Source organism: Streptomyces sp. 549 (genome assembly GCF_030124175.1).
Lineage (GTDB): Bacteria > Actinomycetota > Actinomycetes > Streptomycetales > Streptomycetaceae > Streptomyces.
Window position 1 is genome coordinate 1 of sequence record NZ_JASKMT010000017.1, and the last position, 15,025, is coordinate 15,025.

At 71.9% G+C, this 15,025-nt stretch carries 15 protein-coding genes, 1 tRNA gene and 1 pseudogene; 7 read left to right on the top strand and 10 right to left on the bottom strand.

Annotation, left to right across the window (positions count from 1 at the left end; genetic code table 11):
* The 5 genes and pseudogenes from QNO07_RS18605 to QNO07_RS18625 all read left to right on the top strand — a co-directional run.
* Positions 1-161: pseudogene (locus tag QNO07_RS18605) on the top strand (DNA methylase); the annotation flags it as partial.
* Positions 158-1,048 carry a bifunctional DNA primase/polymerase gene (locus QNO07_RS18610; RefSeq protein ID WP_283993288.1) on the top strand — a complete coding sequence of 297 codons (891 nt, stop codon included), beginning with the start codon at positions 158-160 and terminating at the stop codon, positions 1,046-1,048. The pseudogene QNO07_RS18605 and the gene QNO07_RS18610, both read left to right, overlap by 4 nt.
* 349 nt (positions 1,049-1,397) lie before the next feature.
* Positions 1,398-2,633 (top strand): DUF3631 domain-containing protein, encoded by a 1,236-nt coding sequence (locus QNO07_RS18615; RefSeq protein ID WP_283993289.1) that lies wholly within the window; start codon positions 1,398-1,400, stop codon positions 2,631-2,633.
* Positions 2,634-2,744: 111 nt separating this feature from the next.
* Positions 2,745-2,972 (top strand): excisionase family DNA-binding protein, encoded by a 228-nt coding sequence (locus tag QNO07_RS18620; RefSeq protein ID WP_283993290.1) that lies wholly within the window; start codon positions 2,745-2,747, stop codon positions 2,970-2,972.
* Between the two features lie 11 nt (positions 2,973-2,983).
* Positions 2,984-4,252, top strand: coding sequence for a tyrosine-type recombinase/integrase (locus QNO07_RS18625; RefSeq protein WP_283993291.1), 1,269 nt, complete (start codon positions 2,984-2,986; stop codon positions 4,250-4,252).
* A gap of 35 nt (positions 4,253-4,287) precedes the next feature.
* Here the strand turns inward: QNO07_RS18625 and QNO07_RS18630 are convergent, their stop codons facing one another.
* The 5 genes from QNO07_RS18630 to QNO07_RS18650 form a co-directional block, all read right to left on the bottom strand.
* Positions 4,288-4,998, bottom strand: a complete 711-nt coding sequence (locus tag QNO07_RS18630; protein ID WP_283993292.1) for a TIGR02391 family protein — start codon at positions 4,996-4,998, stop codon at positions 4,288-4,290.
* A 141-nt stretch (positions 4,999-5,139) separates the two neighbouring features.
* Positions 5,140-5,226, bottom strand: a tRNA-Ser gene (locus QNO07_RS18635).
* A 10-nt stretch (positions 5,227-5,236) separates the two neighbouring features.
* Positions 5,237-5,737, bottom strand: a complete 501-nt coding sequence (gene tadA, locus QNO07_RS18640) for a tRNA adenosine(34) deaminase TadA (RefSeq protein ID WP_283993293.1) — start codon at positions 5,735-5,737, stop codon at positions 5,237-5,239.
* An 18-nt stretch (positions 5,738-5,755) separates the two neighbouring features.
* Positions 5,756-6,295, bottom strand: a complete 540-nt coding sequence (locus QNO07_RS18645; protein ID WP_283993294.1) for a tRNA adenosine deaminase-associated protein — start codon at positions 6,293-6,295, stop codon at positions 5,756-5,758.
* Between the two features lie 194 nt (positions 6,296-6,489).
* On the bottom strand, positions 6,490-6,696 hold the full coding sequence (locus QNO07_RS18650) for a hypothetical protein (RefSeq protein ID WP_283993295.1): 207 nt from the start codon (positions 6,694-6,696) through the stop codon (positions 6,490-6,492).
* A 100-nt stretch (positions 6,697-6,796) separates the two neighbouring features.
* On the opposite strand from QNO07_RS18650, the gene upp reads away from it, so the two are divergent.
* The gene (upp, locus tag QNO07_RS18655; RefSeq protein ID WP_283993296.1) at positions 6,797-7,432 is read left to right on the top strand and encodes a uracil phosphoribosyltransferase; all 636 of its coding nucleotides are present in this window, start codon (positions 6,797-6,799) and stop codon (positions 7,430-7,432) included.
* Positions 7,433-7,615: 183 nt separating this feature from the next.
* Here upp and QNO07_RS18660 read toward each other — a convergent pair whose 3' ends face one another.
* From QNO07_RS18660 to QNO07_RS18680, 5 genes are all read right to left on the bottom strand, one after another.
* Positions 7,616-8,272 carry a LytR C-terminal domain-containing protein gene (locus QNO07_RS18660; RefSeq protein ID WP_283993297.1) on the bottom strand — a complete coding sequence of 219 codons (657 nt, stop codon included), beginning with the start codon at positions 8,270-8,272 and terminating at the stop codon, positions 7,616-7,618.
* A gap of 330 nt (positions 8,273-8,602) precedes the next feature.
* Positions 8,603-8,899, bottom strand: a complete 297-nt coding sequence (locus tag QNO07_RS18665) for a type II toxin-antitoxin system VapB family antitoxin (RefSeq protein ID WP_283993298.1) — start codon at positions 8,897-8,899, stop codon at positions 8,603-8,605.
* Positions 8,900-9,262: 363 nt separating this feature from the next.
* Positions 9,263-10,861, bottom strand: coding sequence for a M28 family metallopeptidase (locus QNO07_RS18670; RefSeq protein ID WP_283993299.1), 1,599 nt, complete (start codon positions 10,859-10,861; stop codon positions 9,263-9,265).
* A 207-nt stretch (positions 10,862-11,068) separates the two neighbouring features.
* Positions 11,069-12,082, bottom strand: coding sequence for an FAD-dependent oxidoreductase (locus QNO07_RS18675; RefSeq protein ID WP_283993300.1), 1,014 nt, complete (start codon positions 12,080-12,082; stop codon positions 11,069-11,071).
* 463 nt (positions 12,083-12,545) lie between these two features.
* Positions 12,546-13,841: a MerR family transcriptional regulator gene (locus tag QNO07_RS18680; RefSeq protein WP_283993301.1), complete on the bottom strand. Its 1,296-nt coding sequence runs from the start codon at positions 13,839-13,841 to the stop codon at positions 12,546-12,548.
* Positions 13,842-14,026: 185 nt separating this feature from the next.
* On the opposite strand from QNO07_RS18680, the gene QNO07_RS18685 reads away from it, so the two are divergent.
* Entirely contained in the window at positions 14,027-14,674 is a 648-nt protein-coding gene (locus QNO07_RS18685; protein WP_283993302.1) for a sigma-70 family RNA polymerase sigma factor, read from the top strand.
* The last annotated feature ends 351 nt before the right edge of the window (positions 14,675-15,025 follow it).

Genomic DNA, 15,025 nt, shown 5'->3' on the forward strand with positions numbered 1-15,025 from the left:
GCAACGGCGGCGGCAAGCCGTCCGTCCCGGAACTCCAGACCGCCATGGGCATCACCTGGACCAGCGTCCGCGAGGAACTGACCGAAGCCATCCCACCCGCCTACACCGAGCACATCGGCGCCGCATTCCTCGCCACCGCAACGCTGGGGATGGTGGCATGAGCGGGAACCTGCTGTCCGCAGCGCTCGACGCCGCCGCCTGCGGCTGGCCCGTCCTGCCCCTGCGCCCCGGCGGCAAGCGCCCCGCCCTGCACGGCGAGAACGCCTGCACCCGCACCGGCCCCTGCGCCGGCGGACACGTGAAGTGGGAGCAGCGCGCCACCACGGACCCCGACCGCATCCGGCACGCCTGGGCAGCCGCACCGTTCAACGTCGGCATCGCCACCGGTCCCGCCGGGCTCCTCGTCGTCGACCTGGACCGGCCGAAGGGCAAGGGCAGTGCGGATACGCCTTGCGGCGTGGCGACCTTCACGGCGCTCTGCGAGCGCGCCGGACAGCCGGTCCCCACCACCCGTACGGTGCGGACCGCGAGCGGTGGACAGCACCTGTACTTCACCGCCCCCACCGGAACCCGGCTGGGCAACAGTGCGGGCACGCTCGCGCCGCTGGTCGACACCCGCGCGTGGGGCGGCTACGTCGTCGCCCCCGGCAGCATCACCCCCAGCGGCCCCTACGAGATCCTGGACGACACCCCGCCCGCCGCCGCGCCCGAATGGCTGCACACCCGCCTGACGGGCCGTCAGGCCGTGCGGGGGCTTATGGCTGCACCGGTCGCGTCGCGGTCCTCTCGTCGCGTCACAGCTGCCCTGAACGCCGAACTGGCGGCTGTCCACGGTGCGCCGGAGGGTGCGCGCAACGCGACGTTGCTGCGGGCGACGCGCGCTCTTGGGCGGTTCGTCGCGTGGGGCCAGATCCCCCGGCACGTGGTCGAGGACGCTTTTCAAGGAGCGGGGGAGGCGGCGGGACTGCCGCCGGCCGAGTGCCGCGCCACCATCCGCAGCGCCCTCAACTGGTCCATCCGCACCGCCCGCACCCAGGGGGCGGCATGAGCCAGCAGCATCCCCCCTCCCTGAAAAGCCAGTCCGTGACCAGTGACCAACCGCATGCCGCCGCCCCTGGCCCGGCCGCGTCGGACGGTCGGGCGCTGAAGGTCGTCGCCGAAGGCGTCCCCACTGCTCTTTGCCCTGACCCGCACCCGGGCGACGGGCGGCACTCCGTGGCGTGGCTGCACATCTGCGTGCCCGGCCACAGCGCGGTTCCTTCGGTCACGTCGCGGTGCCTGTGCGGCAGGGACCGCCGCGCGGTCGGCAGGGCACGCGTGCTGGCCCTCATCGACGACCACCAGGCACACCGCCACACCTGCCCGCTCCGCAGTCCCCAGGAAGGGAGGACGGCCGCATGAACGAGACGGATGGCGCTGCGTTGCTCGATGAGGTCGAGCAGTTCCATCGGCGCTTCAACGCCTTCCCCACCCAAGCTGCGTACGTCGCTGTTGCACTGTGGGACGCACACGCGCACCTGCTCGACTGCTTCGACTCCACCCCCCGGCTCGCGTTCCTCTCCCCCGAGCCGGGCAGCGGCAAGTCCCGCGCACTGGAGATCGTCGAGACCCTGGTTCCGCATCCGATGGTGGCGGTCAACGCTTCCGCTGCCGCCCTCTTCCGGGCCGTTTCCGGCACCGACGGACGGCCCACCATCCTCTTCGACGAGATCGACACCGTATTCGGTCCCAAGGCGGGGGAAAACGAGGAGCTGCGCGGGTTCCTCAACGCTGGGCACCGCCGCTCCGGCGTCACCTACCGGTGCGTGGGTGACGGCTCCACGCAGAACGTGGTGGCGTTCCCGTCCTACTGCGCGGTGGCAATGGCCGGACTCGGCTCCCTGCCGGACACGATCCTGACCCGCTCGGTCATCATCCGCATGCGACGCCGGGCCCCGAACGAGCGCGTGGAGCCCTTCCGACAGCGTCTGCACGAAGGTGAGGGCAACACTCTGCGCGACCGGCTGGCCGCATGGGCGAACACCGTCCGCACGGGTCTGGAAGGCGCGTGGCCGACGATGCCCGAGGGAGTTACTGACCGCCCTGCCGACGTATGGGAACCCCTGCTTGCCGTAGCTGACGCTGCCGGAGGGGCGTGGCCCGCACGGGCCCGTGCGGCCTGTGTGGAGCTGGTGACCGCAGCCAAGGAAGACGACCGCACCTCGCTCGGTATCCGACTTCTCACCGACCTGCGCGACCACGTGTTCTGCGGAGCGGACCGGATGCCCACGGCCGTCATTCTCGAATGTCTCAACGCCATGGATGAAGCTCCCTGGCCGGACATGGGTGGCAAGCCCATGACCCCTCGGGCTCTGTCTCGCCTGCTCGGGGAGTACGTCACCGGCGACAACAAGGCCATCAAGCCACGGCCCATTCGAACCGCCGCCGGTGTCCCCCGCGGTTACTACGCCGAGGACCTGGCGGACGCCTGGACGCGGTACTGCCCACCACCCCCTGAGAAGTCCGCTACATCCGCTACACCCGCTACAGACCAGCTCAGCGGCGGTGCAGATGTAGCGGATGAGCTTCCCGGTATCCGCTACATCCACCCGTCCTCGGCTACACCCGCCGGACCGGCCAGCCGCACCGCGTAGCGGCACCCATCCGCTACACCCCGCCCATCCGCTACACCCGCACGGTCTCCGACCTGCGGTGTAGCGGATGTAGCGGATGTAGCGGCTCTCTGAGAAGGGAGCGCCCGAAGCATGCTCACGCAGGACGAGACACACGATCCCACTCTTGCCCTCCTCACTGTCGAGGAAGCCGCCCGGCGGCTCGGCATCGGCCGGACCGTCTGCTACCGGCTCATCAGCTCCGGCGACCTGGAGTCGGTCACGGTGGGGCGACTCCGCAAGGTGCCCGCCGAGGCCGTCCCGGAGTACGTCGCCCGCCTCCGCACCTCCCGCCGTTCCACGACGCAGATCGCTGCCTGAAAGGACAACCTGTGGCTGAAGAGAAGAACCGCACGCGGCAGCCCAACGGACGGTCATCCGTCTATCTCGGCAAGGACGGAAGGTGGCACGGCCGTGTCACGGTCGGCATCCGGGATGACGGTCGCCCCGACCGTCGGCACGTGGAGCGGAAGACCAAGGCGGAGGTGACCAAGGCGGTCCGGGAGCTGGAGAAGCAACGGGACACGGGGAAGCTCCGCAAGCCTGGCAAGCGCTGGACGGTCGCTGATTGGCTCACCCATTGGGTGGAGACCATCGCACCGCTGGCCGTCAACGAGAACACGATGGTGGGCTATGGCGTGGCAGTCAGGAAGCACCTGATTCCCGCCCTCGGAGCGCACCGGCTCGACCGGTTGGAGCCGGAGCACATCGAGCGCTTCTACGCGAAGATGCAGGCCCGTGGCAGTGCCGCCGCCACAGCCCACCAGGCGCACCGGACGTTCCGCACCGCGTTGAACGAGGCAGTGCGGCGCGGACACTTGGCAGAGAACCCCGTCCGGCTCGCCAAGGCCCCGCGCGTCAACGAAGAGGAAGTCGAGCCGTACACCGTGGATGAGGTGAGGCGGCTCCTCACCGCCGCACAGCGGCGCCGGAACACCGCTCGGTGGGCGGTCGCCCTGGCCCTGGGTCTGCGACAGGGCGAAGCGCTCGGTCTGAAGTGGACGGATGTGGACCTAGACACCGGAATCCTCTACGTCCGGCGCAGTCGGCGGCGGCCCCGGTACGCGCACGGGTGCGGCGACACCTGTGGCCGCAAGGCCGGGTACTGCCCGGACCGGCGCCGGACCAACCCGGAAACTGCCGACACCAAGTCGCGCGCCGGCCGCCGGGCGGTGGGGCTACCACCGCAGCTCGCGAACCTGCTGCGTCAGCACCGAGTCGCGCAGGACCGGGAGCGGCAGGCGGCGGGGGAGCAGTGGACGGAAAACGGCTGGTTGTTCGCCACGGTGGACGGGCGCGGCACCTCACCGCGTACGGACTACGACGAGTGGAAAGAGCTGCTGACCGACGCCAAGGTGAGGGACGGCCGTCTCCACGACGCCCGGCACACCGCCGCCACGGTCCTGCTCATCCTCGGAGTCTCCGAGAGGGCCGTCATGGGGCTCATGGGTTGGTCCACCACAGCCATGGCTGCTCGGTATCAGCACATGGTGGATTCGGTCCGAAGCGACGTGGCTCGACAGGTGGATGGACTCATATGGACGCCGGCCGGAGACGAGCCCGATGACGGGGCCGTTGGTGTGCTCGCCCCGACCCGGTGAGACTGAGAGGGGCAGGGTTCTACACCCTGCCCCTCTCAGCGCTGCGTCATCACCTGACATCCGTCGATCAGTCGCGCCACCACGCTAAACGTAGCTAGCTGTTCCAATGCCTCCTGCTCCGCCAAGTCACCCACTTCGTGGGCAGCGGGGTTCCGGAGCGCGAAGTAAGCCCCCTGGCCGAGTTGGTGGGCGCCACGCTGCCGTGTCTGCACTCCGGGGTCTGTCGGGTCACCCGGCATCCGTAGTCGGGGCTTGCCCGTCTCCGGGGCCTTATCGCTGAAGGCTTCCTGTACGAGCTTGGCGTCCGACAGGTCACGCCGACCAAGCTTGTCCTGGAGGTGGGCGTTGATCGACGTGGCGGCGGCATGAACGGCGGCTCGGTAGTGCCTGGACTCCCAGAAGGTGCGAGCAGCGTCCCACACCCATGGGTGGAGCCTGTCAGCCGGAAGAGATGGCGCATCTGGCGCCAATCGAGTCGTCCACTCGTCCATGTCTGCGAGGATGCCTATGCCGCGCCTGACTGCGCTTGTGTTGATGGTCAGCCCTTGCCAGTCGTCCTCCGCAAGCACCTCTGTGTGCAGCAGCCGAGGGTCGAGAGTGCGCAAGATCTTCACGACTGTGGGCTCAGCTTCAAACAGCCGCTTCCGAACTTCCGACGTAGCAGCGTTGGCACGCCGAAGGAGCCAGTAGTGATCCTCTAGCGCTTCGAAGGCAGTGAGCCGCTTACGCATCCAGTCTCGATCCACGCCCCGGAGGATAGGGGGCGAAACACCTATTGCGGTGAGATTTTCTGCGCTTGACGGGCCAACTGAGACGGAAACTGAGACGGCGCACGACGAAGGGCCGGACCCCTGCCGGGTCCGGCCCTTCGTTCGTCCTGCTCAGAGCGGTAGCGGTGGGATTTGAACCCACGGTGGAGTTGCCCCCACACTCGCTTTCGAGGCGAGCTCCTTCGGCCGCTCGGACACGCTACCGGGAGAGAGCTTAGCCCACGGTGGGGCGTGCGCCGAAATCGGTGCCCGGGCGGTGGCGGAAGAAGTCGGTGAGCAGTGCGCCGCACCGGTCGGCGAGCACTCCGGGGATCACCTCGGGGCGGTGGTTGAGTCGCCGGTCGCGCACCACGTCCCACAGCGAGCCGGCGGCGCCCGCCTTGGGGTCGGTGGCGCCGTAGACGATCCGGTCGACCCGGGACAGCACCGCGGCGCCGGCGCACATCGTGCACGGCTCCAGGGTGACGACCAGGGTGCAGCCGGTGAGCCGCCACCCGCCGGCCTGCTCGGCGGCGCGGCGCAGGGCGACGACCTCGGCGTGCGCGGTGGGGTCGCCGGACGCCTCGCGGGCGTTGTGCCCGCGGCCCAGCTCGGTGCCGTCGGGGCCGAGCACGAGCGCGCCCACGGGGACGTCGCCGGCGCCGGCGGCCTCGACGGCCTCCGCGAGGGCGTGCCGCATCGAGGGGAGCCAGGGGTCGCGCAGAGGATCGTCCATGCCCCCAGTGTCACCCGGCTACCGGACGGCCTCCAGCACGTCGGTGCAGCCCAGAGCCTCGGCGATCTCGGAGAGCGCGTCACCGGCGTCCAGCGACAGCACCTCCTTCTCCAGCATCCCGAGGTCGGCCAGCAGTTCGGCGTCGCCGACCGGCCCGTCCGGGACGGTGCCCGGCTCGGACGGCTCGTCGTCGGCGTCGTCGGCCACCACGTCGGGCTCGCCGTCCTCGGTGCCGTCGAGGTCGACGAGGCTGTCGAGGTCCTCGGGCGCCTCGGGGTCCCGGCCGAGGACCTCGTCGGTGAGCAGGATCTCGCCGTAGGCGTTGCGGGCGGCGGCTGCCGCGTCGGAGACGTAGATGCGAGGGTCGTCCTCGCCGTCCACGCGGACGACGCCGAACCAGGCGCCCTCCTGTTCGATGCAGATCAGCACCGTGTCGTCCTCCCCGGCCGCCTCGCGGGCGAGGTCCGCGAGATCGGCGAGGGTTTCCACGTCGTCGAGTTCCGTGTCGCTCGCTACCCATCCCTCTTCGGTGCGCGCGAGCAGTGCGGCGAAGTACACCGTGACTCTCCCACTGGTATCCGGTGATCAGCGAGTGCTCAAGAGGGGCGACGCCCCGCTCTTTCGGCATCGTGACAGAAACCCGCGCCGGATGGGACGTCTTCGACGATGCGTCGGGCAGGTGTTTGCGGATCGGACGCGAGAGCAGGCAGCCGGGAGGCGCGGTGGGCCCAACCTGCGGGCGTTACCGCCGGTCACCACCGGAACGTGCGCATCCGCATCTGCTGGCGCATTCGGGCGGCGCGCGCCCGGCGCGGTTGCACGCGCTCGCGCAGTGCCTTCGCCTCGCTCAGCTCGCGCAGGAAGAGCGCCCGCTTGCGCAGGCGGTCCGGGTCGCTGACCTCGCGGCGCAGCGCGGCGGTGTCACCTCTGCGCGGCGACTGGTTCCTCGGGTCGGACATATGGCCTCACCTCCGGCGTATCCCTTCACTTTCCCTCCGGACCCGGGGTTCACGCCACCGCAGGAGACCTGGTCACGTGGGTCTCGGATACTGTCGGAGCATGCGGACCCACGTCGTCGACCACCCGCTGGTGGCGCACAAACTCACCACGCTGCGCGATGAGCGCACCGACTCCCCGACCTTCCGGCGGCTCGCCGACGAGCTGGTCACCCTGCTCGCCTACGAGGCGACCCGGGACGTGCGCACCGAGCAGGTCGACATCCGCACGCCGGTCACCGGCACCACCGGCGTGCGCCTGTCGCACCCGCGCCCGCTGGTGGTGCCGATCCTGCGGGCGGGCCTGGGCATGCTGGACGGCATGGTCCGCCTGCTGCCCACGGCCGAGGTCGGCTTCCTGGGCATGATCAGGGACGAGCAGACGCTGCAGGCGTCGACGTACGCCACGCGCATGCCGGACGACCTGTCCGGCCGCCAGGTGTACGTGCTCGACCCGATGCTGGCCACCGGCGGCACGCTGGTCGCGGCCATCCGGGAGCTGATCGGGCGGGGCGCCGACGACGTGACGGCGCTGTGCCTGCTGGCCGCGCCGGAGGGCGTGGAGCTGATGGAGCGCGAACTGGCCGGCACGCCCGTCACCGTGGTGACGGCGGCCGTCGACGAGCGGCTGAACGAGTCCGGCTACATCGTGCCCGGGCTCGGCGACGCCGGAGACCGGATGTACGGCACCGCCGGCTGACGTCACGCACGCGCACGCGCACGCGGACCGGATACGCCGGTCCGCTCCCGGCCGGTCCGCGGGCTCGTACGCCGGTGGGTCTGCGGCCCGTGCGCGGGTCTGCACGCCGGCTCGCCCGCACCCCCCGGGCCGATCCGGGCTGCCCGGCCGCGTGATCCGCTGCGGCCCGGGAGCGGCCGGTGGTCAGCAGCCGGCGGCGGTGGACGGCGCGGGAGAGGGCTTGGTCAGTGCCACGAGAGTCTGCTGGGCGGCTTTCGGTTTGGTCAGGGACCGGTAACCGTCCCCGATGACCAGGTCGACACTCTTGGCCGCGGTCCCCTTGCGTGCCTTGTCCGTGCGGGTGGAGGCCTTGTCCAGGTGCGCGGCGAGAACGGCGAGCGCGCCGCTCTGCTCGGACTTGGGCGTGCCCAGCAGCAGCCCGGTCTGCTTGACCTTCTTGTCCAGCTCGGGCGGCGCGTTGTCCACCTCCCCGATGGTGAAGCCGCGCTTTGCCAGCTCGTCGGCGGTCTCCTTCGCCAGCCCGCTGCGCTCGGTGGCGTTGTAGACGTTGACGGTGATCGACGACGGGTCCGGCAGGACGCGGGCCGGGGCCGCGTCCTTGCCGGTCCGCGGGTCGCTCGGTTTGCAGTCCTCTTGGGCGGCGCTGACGGTCTTGCCGTCGCCCCCGGTGAAGACGGAGACGAGCTGCACCGTGCCCCAGGCCAGCAGGCTGAGCGCGGTGACCGCGGCGAGGGAACCCAGGACGATTCGGCGGCGGCCGTGCGGTCGCCGCATGCGGGGGTAGCGGTCACCCGTGATGCGGTACTCACCGCCCATGCCGGGGGGCGTCAGCATGCTCATGGGCGCAGCGTAGCCCGGGTGCGCGGGAGTGCGTACTAACTGATGAGCGTACGGCGGGCAGCCCAACCCGAAAGGGTCATTACGCCCGGCGGACGGCTCTGCCCGCGCTGCGGACGGCGGCGGAGTGTGCAGCGCGCCGCCGTCTGGGCCACCCCGCGGACGCTCCCGGCTCGGGCGGTCCCGGCTCGGACGCTCCCGGCATGGGCGATCGGCGCCGGGCGGGTCACCGCGCGGCGGTCGGTGCGGGCGACGGACCGGCGGGCGCGGCGGAACGCGGGCAGGCAGGCGGGAGGCCGGTCGAGCGGGCCTGTTGCGGGCCTGCGGGCGGGATCAGCCGAGGTCGAGGACCCGGGCGTGCAGTACCTGCCGCTGCTGGAGCGCGGCGCGGACGGCGCGGTGCAGGCCGTCCTCCAGGTAGAGGTCGCCCTGCCACTTCACGACATGGGCGAAGAGGTCCCCGTAGAAGGTGGAGTCCTCCGCGAGCAGGGTCTCCAGGTCGAGCTGGCCCTTGGTGGTGACCAACTGGTCCAGGCGCACCGGGCGTGGGGCGACGTCCGCCCACTGGCGGGTGCTGTCCCGGCCGTGGTCGGGGTAGGGCTTGCCGCTGCCGATTCGCTTGAAGATCACACGGAAAGCCTACCGGGCCGGTGCCCGCGGGCGCAGCCTCGTCCACGGAACGGATAGTGGTCGTTCCGCCTCGTACCAGGCATATCGGGCGGGTCGTGGTGCGGCCTCCGAGGCGCCCGCCCGAGGGGCCGGGGGCCGGCCGGGGCGGTCCGCTCGCGCCGGAGTGCGCCGGAGTGCCGGGCACCGGCCCGGGGTCGGCGGGCAGGTCGCGGTCGCCGGAGGCACGGCTGCCCGCGTGCGCCCGTGGCGCACCGCGACGCGCCCCTGCCGGGGGTGCGGACGGCCGAAGGCCCCGCGGGCGCCGTGAGGCGGCCGCGGGGCCCGACCGGTCCGTACCGGGCGCTGCCCGGAGGGACTACCGGACTACTCCTTGTCCAGCTCGTGGTCGTGGTCGTCGTGCAGACCGCCGCCGCTGCCCGCGTCACCGTCGGTGGGCACGAACGGGACCTCCGCCTGGAGGGAGGAGGTGTCCCAGGCGTAGTTGCCCACGGCGTTGGCGATGACCTTGATGTTGATGTCGAAGGCCTTCATGTTGATGTTCTTGATGTCGTCGCAGGCCTGGTGGTAGCAGGCGTCGTAGGCGACACCGGCCTCGCCGCCCCACAGCTCGCGCTGGGCCTCGGTCTTGATGCCCTCGGCCCCGGTGAAGGTGCCACCGGAGGCGATGCCGATCTCGATGAACGGTCCGTAGTCGGAGCGCCCGGTGAAGTCGGTGCCGCGCGGCTCCTCGCCGCGGGACTTGATGAACTCGTTGATGCCGTACTCGATCTGGGCGGAGCCCTCGGGGCCGGGGCCGGCGCCGACACCGTCGGAGTCGTCACCGTCGTACACGAACAGCCCGTAGTTCGGCGAGGCGATCATGTCGAAGTTCAGGTACAGCGCGATCCGGTCCCGCTCGGCGTCGCTGAGGTTCGAGACGTAGTGCTCGGCACCCTGCAGGCCGACCTCCTCGGCGCTCCACAGCGCGAACCGCACCTTGTTGGCGGGCTGCTTGGGGTTCTTGGCCTGGTGCGGCAGCCACTGCTTGGTGGCCTTGGAGTACTGCAGGGCCGCTTCGAGGATGCCGGCCGAGCCGGAGGCGTTGTCGTTGATGCCGGGGCCGTCGGCGACCGAGTCCAGGTGCGCGCCCAGCATGACCACGTTGTCCGGGTCGCCGCCGCGGGTCTCCGCGATGACGTTCGGCGTGCTGCGGTCCTCCTGGAACTCGATGATCTCCAGGTTCACCGAGGTGTCGCCGCCCGCGACCTCGGTGGACAGCGCGCTGCCGTCGGCCAGGCTGAGGCCGCCGGTGGGGATGCGTCCGGCGCTGGAGTCGCCCAGTGTGCCGTTGAGTTCGCCGTCCACGTTGTTGTAGATGAGCGCGCCGACGGCACCGGCGTCCGCGGCTGCGGCCTGCTTGGCGGCGAAGGTGCAGCCGCCGCGCTGGATCAGCGCGATCTTGCCGGTGAAGTCACCGGAGGCGAAGTCGCCCGCGGTGCAGCCGGTGGTGCCGTCCTCGTCGCGCGGGACCTCGGCCACCTCGGCCTCGATGCCGCCCTCGGGCGTGCTGGTGGTGTACGTCATCAGCTTGATCGGCACGTCACGGCTGTCCGTGCCGAGCACGGTCAGGCGCTCCGCGATGGTCTCGCGGTAGGTGAACGTGAAGTCCTGGTAGGTCACCTTGTAGCCGGCGGCCTTGAGCAGGGTGCCCGCGTACTTGGCGGACACCTCGTGGCCGCGGGTGCCAGCGGCCCGGTTGCCGTCGTAGCGGTCGGCGATGGCCTGGAAGGCCTTCAGGTGCTTGTGGGCGTTCTTCGCGCTCGACTGCTTGACGAGCTGCTTCGCCAGCTTCTGCCCCTCGTGGACGGGGTCGGTCTTGGCGGCGGCCGGGCTTGCGGTTGCGACGAGCAGGAGCGGGGTCGCGAGCGCGGCGGCGGAGAGCGCCGCTACCGCGCGGCGTCTTCCTCGGAACGAGGCGGGCACAGGCAGGTCCTTCCGTGTGCGTACGACGAGGACTGAACTGTTCGACGTGGGGGATTCCGTGTCCGGGATACGAACGCGGTGGAAGGGAAGTTAGCGTCCGAGCGGCTTCTGGGGAACGCCTGTGGCACACATCACCGGGAGTGATGATCCGATTGGCCGAACTTGCGGCTGTATGGCTGTCAGATCGTGAGTGACAGGGTTTGCCCGTTAACGTGGCGCCGACCGCAGGTCCGCCAGCACCTCGCGGGCCGCCCGCGCGCCGGAGGCCAGCGCGCCCTGCACCGAACCGGTGGCCCGGTGGTCACCGCACACGTAACGGCCGGGTCCGAAGCGGGTGGTGCGGGTCAGCCGCTGGGGCGGCGGCATCGCCGGCAGCGCGTCGTGCACGGTCCGCGCGGCCAGGTGCTCCCAGCCGGACGTGTCGGTGCCGTAGGCGTCGGCCAGGGCGGAGAGCAGCGCCCGGCGCAGCTCCGGACGGTCCTCGCCCAGCACCGAAGTGGCCACCAGGGCACGGCTGCCCGGTGAGTGGCCGGACGACACCTCGGACAGCACGCAGGTGTTGAGGAAACGCCCCGCACTGTCGACCAGCAACGTCGGTTCGGGCAGGCAGAGCGTGCCGCGCAGCATGCTGCGCCACACCAGGTGGAAGAAGCGCTCGGAGGTCTCCAGCTCGTCCTCCAGGAACACGCCGGACAGGAAAGGGCGGAAGAACGTCTCCACCAGCTCGTCCGAGATCCCCGCCCTGGCCAGCGCGGTCAGCGTGGTGTGGTCCTCGGCGCGCTTGCGGTGCGCGGGCGGACCGAGCATGTCGCGGGCGGAGAGCACGCCCAGGGCCAGCAGGTCGCGGGTCGAGGCGAGGCGGCCCGGCAGCAGGTCGGCGCTGCGGCGCGGCTGCCGGGTGGGGTCGCTGAACCTCAGCAGCCCGCGTTCCGTCCGGATCAGCACGCCCGGCGTGAACGGGCGCAGCCGCAGCTCCCGCAGCCGAAGCCGCCGCTTCACCTGCGGATAGGAGGTGTTGAACACCTGGAAGCCGCGGTCCAGCACGAACCCCTCGTGCAGATCGGTCCGCATGCGCCCGCCGACGCCGTCGGACGCCTCCAGTACGCGGACCCGCAGACCGCCGGCCGTCAGGTCCGCGGCGCAGGCGAGCCCGGCCGCACCCGCTCCGATGACAACGGCGTCCACAGGGGTGTCGCGCGGGTTCGAACCGGTCTCCGGCATGGGCCGTGCCGCCTTTCGAGGGTGGGGGAGCGGGTGCGACGGGGCCGGTGGTCAGGAGGGCGGCGACGGTCCGCGGCACGTCGGAGTGTGCGGAGCGGAACGTGGACGCGGGCGGGCATGCGTTGACTCCGATACGGGTTCTTCGGTCCCGGACGGGAACTTCCGTGACGTGAGGCCCTGGAGGCCCTGGAGGCCCTGGAGGCCCTGGAGGCCCTGGATGGGCGTGATGATGCCATTTGCCGGGCCTGTGCGCTGTGAGCAACGCCCCGGCGCCCTGCCGCATCCGCGCGGCGGTGTGTGGGTGAACTGGCCAACGGGCTGCTGACGGGGGCCGGTTCGCTGCCGAGGCTGACCGCCGGCCTGGGCCGGCTGCCGGGCCTGTGCGCCGAGCGCTACCCGGCCTGTCCGCCGACCGGCTGCGGCTGCGCCTGCTGGCCCGTCCCGCGTCCTGTGGGCGACGCCGTCAGGCGCGGGCGACGGCGGTGAGGGCTTCGAGGGCTTCGGCGAGGCTGCGCGGGCGGACGGTGCCGGTGACTCGTCCGATGCCGGCCCAGCCCGGGCCGGCCAGCAGCAGCGCGGGCCGCTGCCGGGCCCCGCGCACGCCCCAGGCGGTGGCCTGGATCTGCCGGGCGAGGGTGCGGTCGGCGGTGGTGCGCGACTGGGACCACAGCACGACGGCGGTGGGACCGGTGCGGCGTACCGCCTCGTCGAGCGCCTCAGCCGGGACCGCCGCGCCGAACATGCGGACCGGCAGGCTGTGTCGGGCCAGTCCAGCGGCCAGCGCCTCCAGCGGTAGCGAGTGCATCTCGCCGGGCACGCAGGCCAGCAGCACCGGCGCCCGGTCGGTGCGCACGGCGGCGCTGCCGCTGAGCCGCCGCAGCGTCGAGGAGATGTGCCAGGACAGCAGGTGCTCGACCTCCACGTAACGCTCCCCGGACGTGGCCCACTTGCGGCCGACGGCTCGCAGCGCGGGCATGATCACCTCGTCCCAGGCGACGATCAGGCCGTGCTCGGCGACGGCGGCCTCCAGCCGGGCGTCCAGTGCGGGCGCGTCGAGCCGGACGGCGGCGTTGGCCAGTCCGCGGCACTCCTTGCGCACGCTGCCCAGTGGGAGGGCGTTGCTTCCGCCCGGACCGGTCAGCCCACCACCCGGCCGATCGGCCCCCACCTGGCCGGGTCCTGACTGGCCGGGTCCCACCTGGCCGGGTCCCACCTGGTTGGCTCCCTCCTGGTCGGCCCCCGCCCCATCGGCCCCCGACCGACCGGCGCCCGCCGACCCCACAGCGGCGTGCCCGGGCCCTCCGCCGGTCCCTCCGCCGGTCCCTCCGCCGGGCCCTCCGCCGGGCCGGAGCCCGGTGGGGCCGGTCGGCCGGTGTGCCGGTTGGGGCCGCGGCACGTCGGCCACCGGGCCGGGGGCGGAGGCCCCGGACGACCGGGACGCGCCGGGGGTGCCGGGGGCCGACGAGGGGTGGGACGTCGTCACGTCGGGGTCGGGGTCCGCGGCGGTGTGGCCGGCGCGGGCCTGGTGGGCGGCCTCGGCCGGTGGGACCCCGCTGCCGGTCAGGCGGCACATGTGCTCCAGCATCGCGATGTCGCCCGGCGTCCAGCGGCGGTGGCGCCCGTCGTGGCGCACGGCCGGGCCGATGCCGTAGCGGCGGTCCCAGGAGCGCAGCGTGGTGGGGGCGACGCCCAGGCGGCGGGCAACCGCGCCGGTCGTCAGTCCGGGGGCGTCCGCGTCGTTGTCCCGTGCGTCGTTCATGGCTCCATCATACGACGCATAATCGATGCAAGTTGCTTCCGGAATGTCGTTGCGTCGAATCTGTCGCTACCGGGTGCGGCGAGCTCCCGGCGGTGGCGGAACGCCGGACCGGGCAGTGCCCGGGACGGCCGGAAGCCGCCTCGGCCCACCGGCCGGGCACGGTCCCGGCGAGAGGAGTGGCACTGATGGTCGCCACCGCCGCAGACAGCCGGACCCGCCCGGCGACACGGGCCCCCGCTGGGGTGCCCGCAGCGGGCGCACCGCCGTTGCGCCTGGCGCACTCCGCGCCCGCACCCACCGACGGAGAGATCGCCGAGGCGTTCGTCGCCGGCGACGAACTGGCACTCGCCGCCTACGACCGCTGGGGCACGCTCGTGCACACGCTCGCCGCCCGGACGCTGGGCGACGTGCGCGAGGCCGAGGACGTCACCCAGCAGGTGTTCCTCGCCGCGTGGCGCGGACGCCACGGCTTCCGACCCGAGCGGGGCGCGCTCGGCGGCTGGCTGGTCGGCATCACCCGCAGGAAGATCGCCGACGCGCTCACCGCCCGTACCCGCCGCACCGCGCTCGCCGCAGCAGCCGGGGCCCAGCAGGCGCGTCCCGTCGCCGAGCCGCACACCGACGCGGTGCTCGACCGGTTGCTGGTCACCCAGGAGCTGGCGAAGCTGCCGCCCGCCCAGTGCCAGGTGCTGTCCCTCGCGTTCTACGACGACCTCAGCCACGTCCAGATCGCCGAGCGCACCGGACTTCCGCTGGGAACGGTCAAGAGCCATGTCCGCCGCGGCCTCCAGCGACTGCGCCGGGTCCTGGTGGACGCCTCCACCTCCCAGTGACCCTCGGCGATGCACGGTCTGTGAAAAAACCGGAAAACACTCGTCCGGAGCCATCCGAAAGGGGCCCGGGAACCGAATACAGGTAGAGGGCGGAGAGAAGCCGACAGGCACGGCGACCGAATCCCGCCGTATCGATTTCAGGGCGGCGATGCTCGACGCGATCACGCTCCGACGCGATCACGCTCTCGACGCAAGGCGAATTCAGGTCCGGCAATTACGAAGTCCGACGCTTTCGAGGCGCCCGATCACACTTCTTCTGAGGCGTACCGACTTCGACCCGCACCACATCCGTCGCTCCACGCGGCGGCACTCGGGGACTCCGCGCACCACCCGCACTGAGGAGATCCGGCC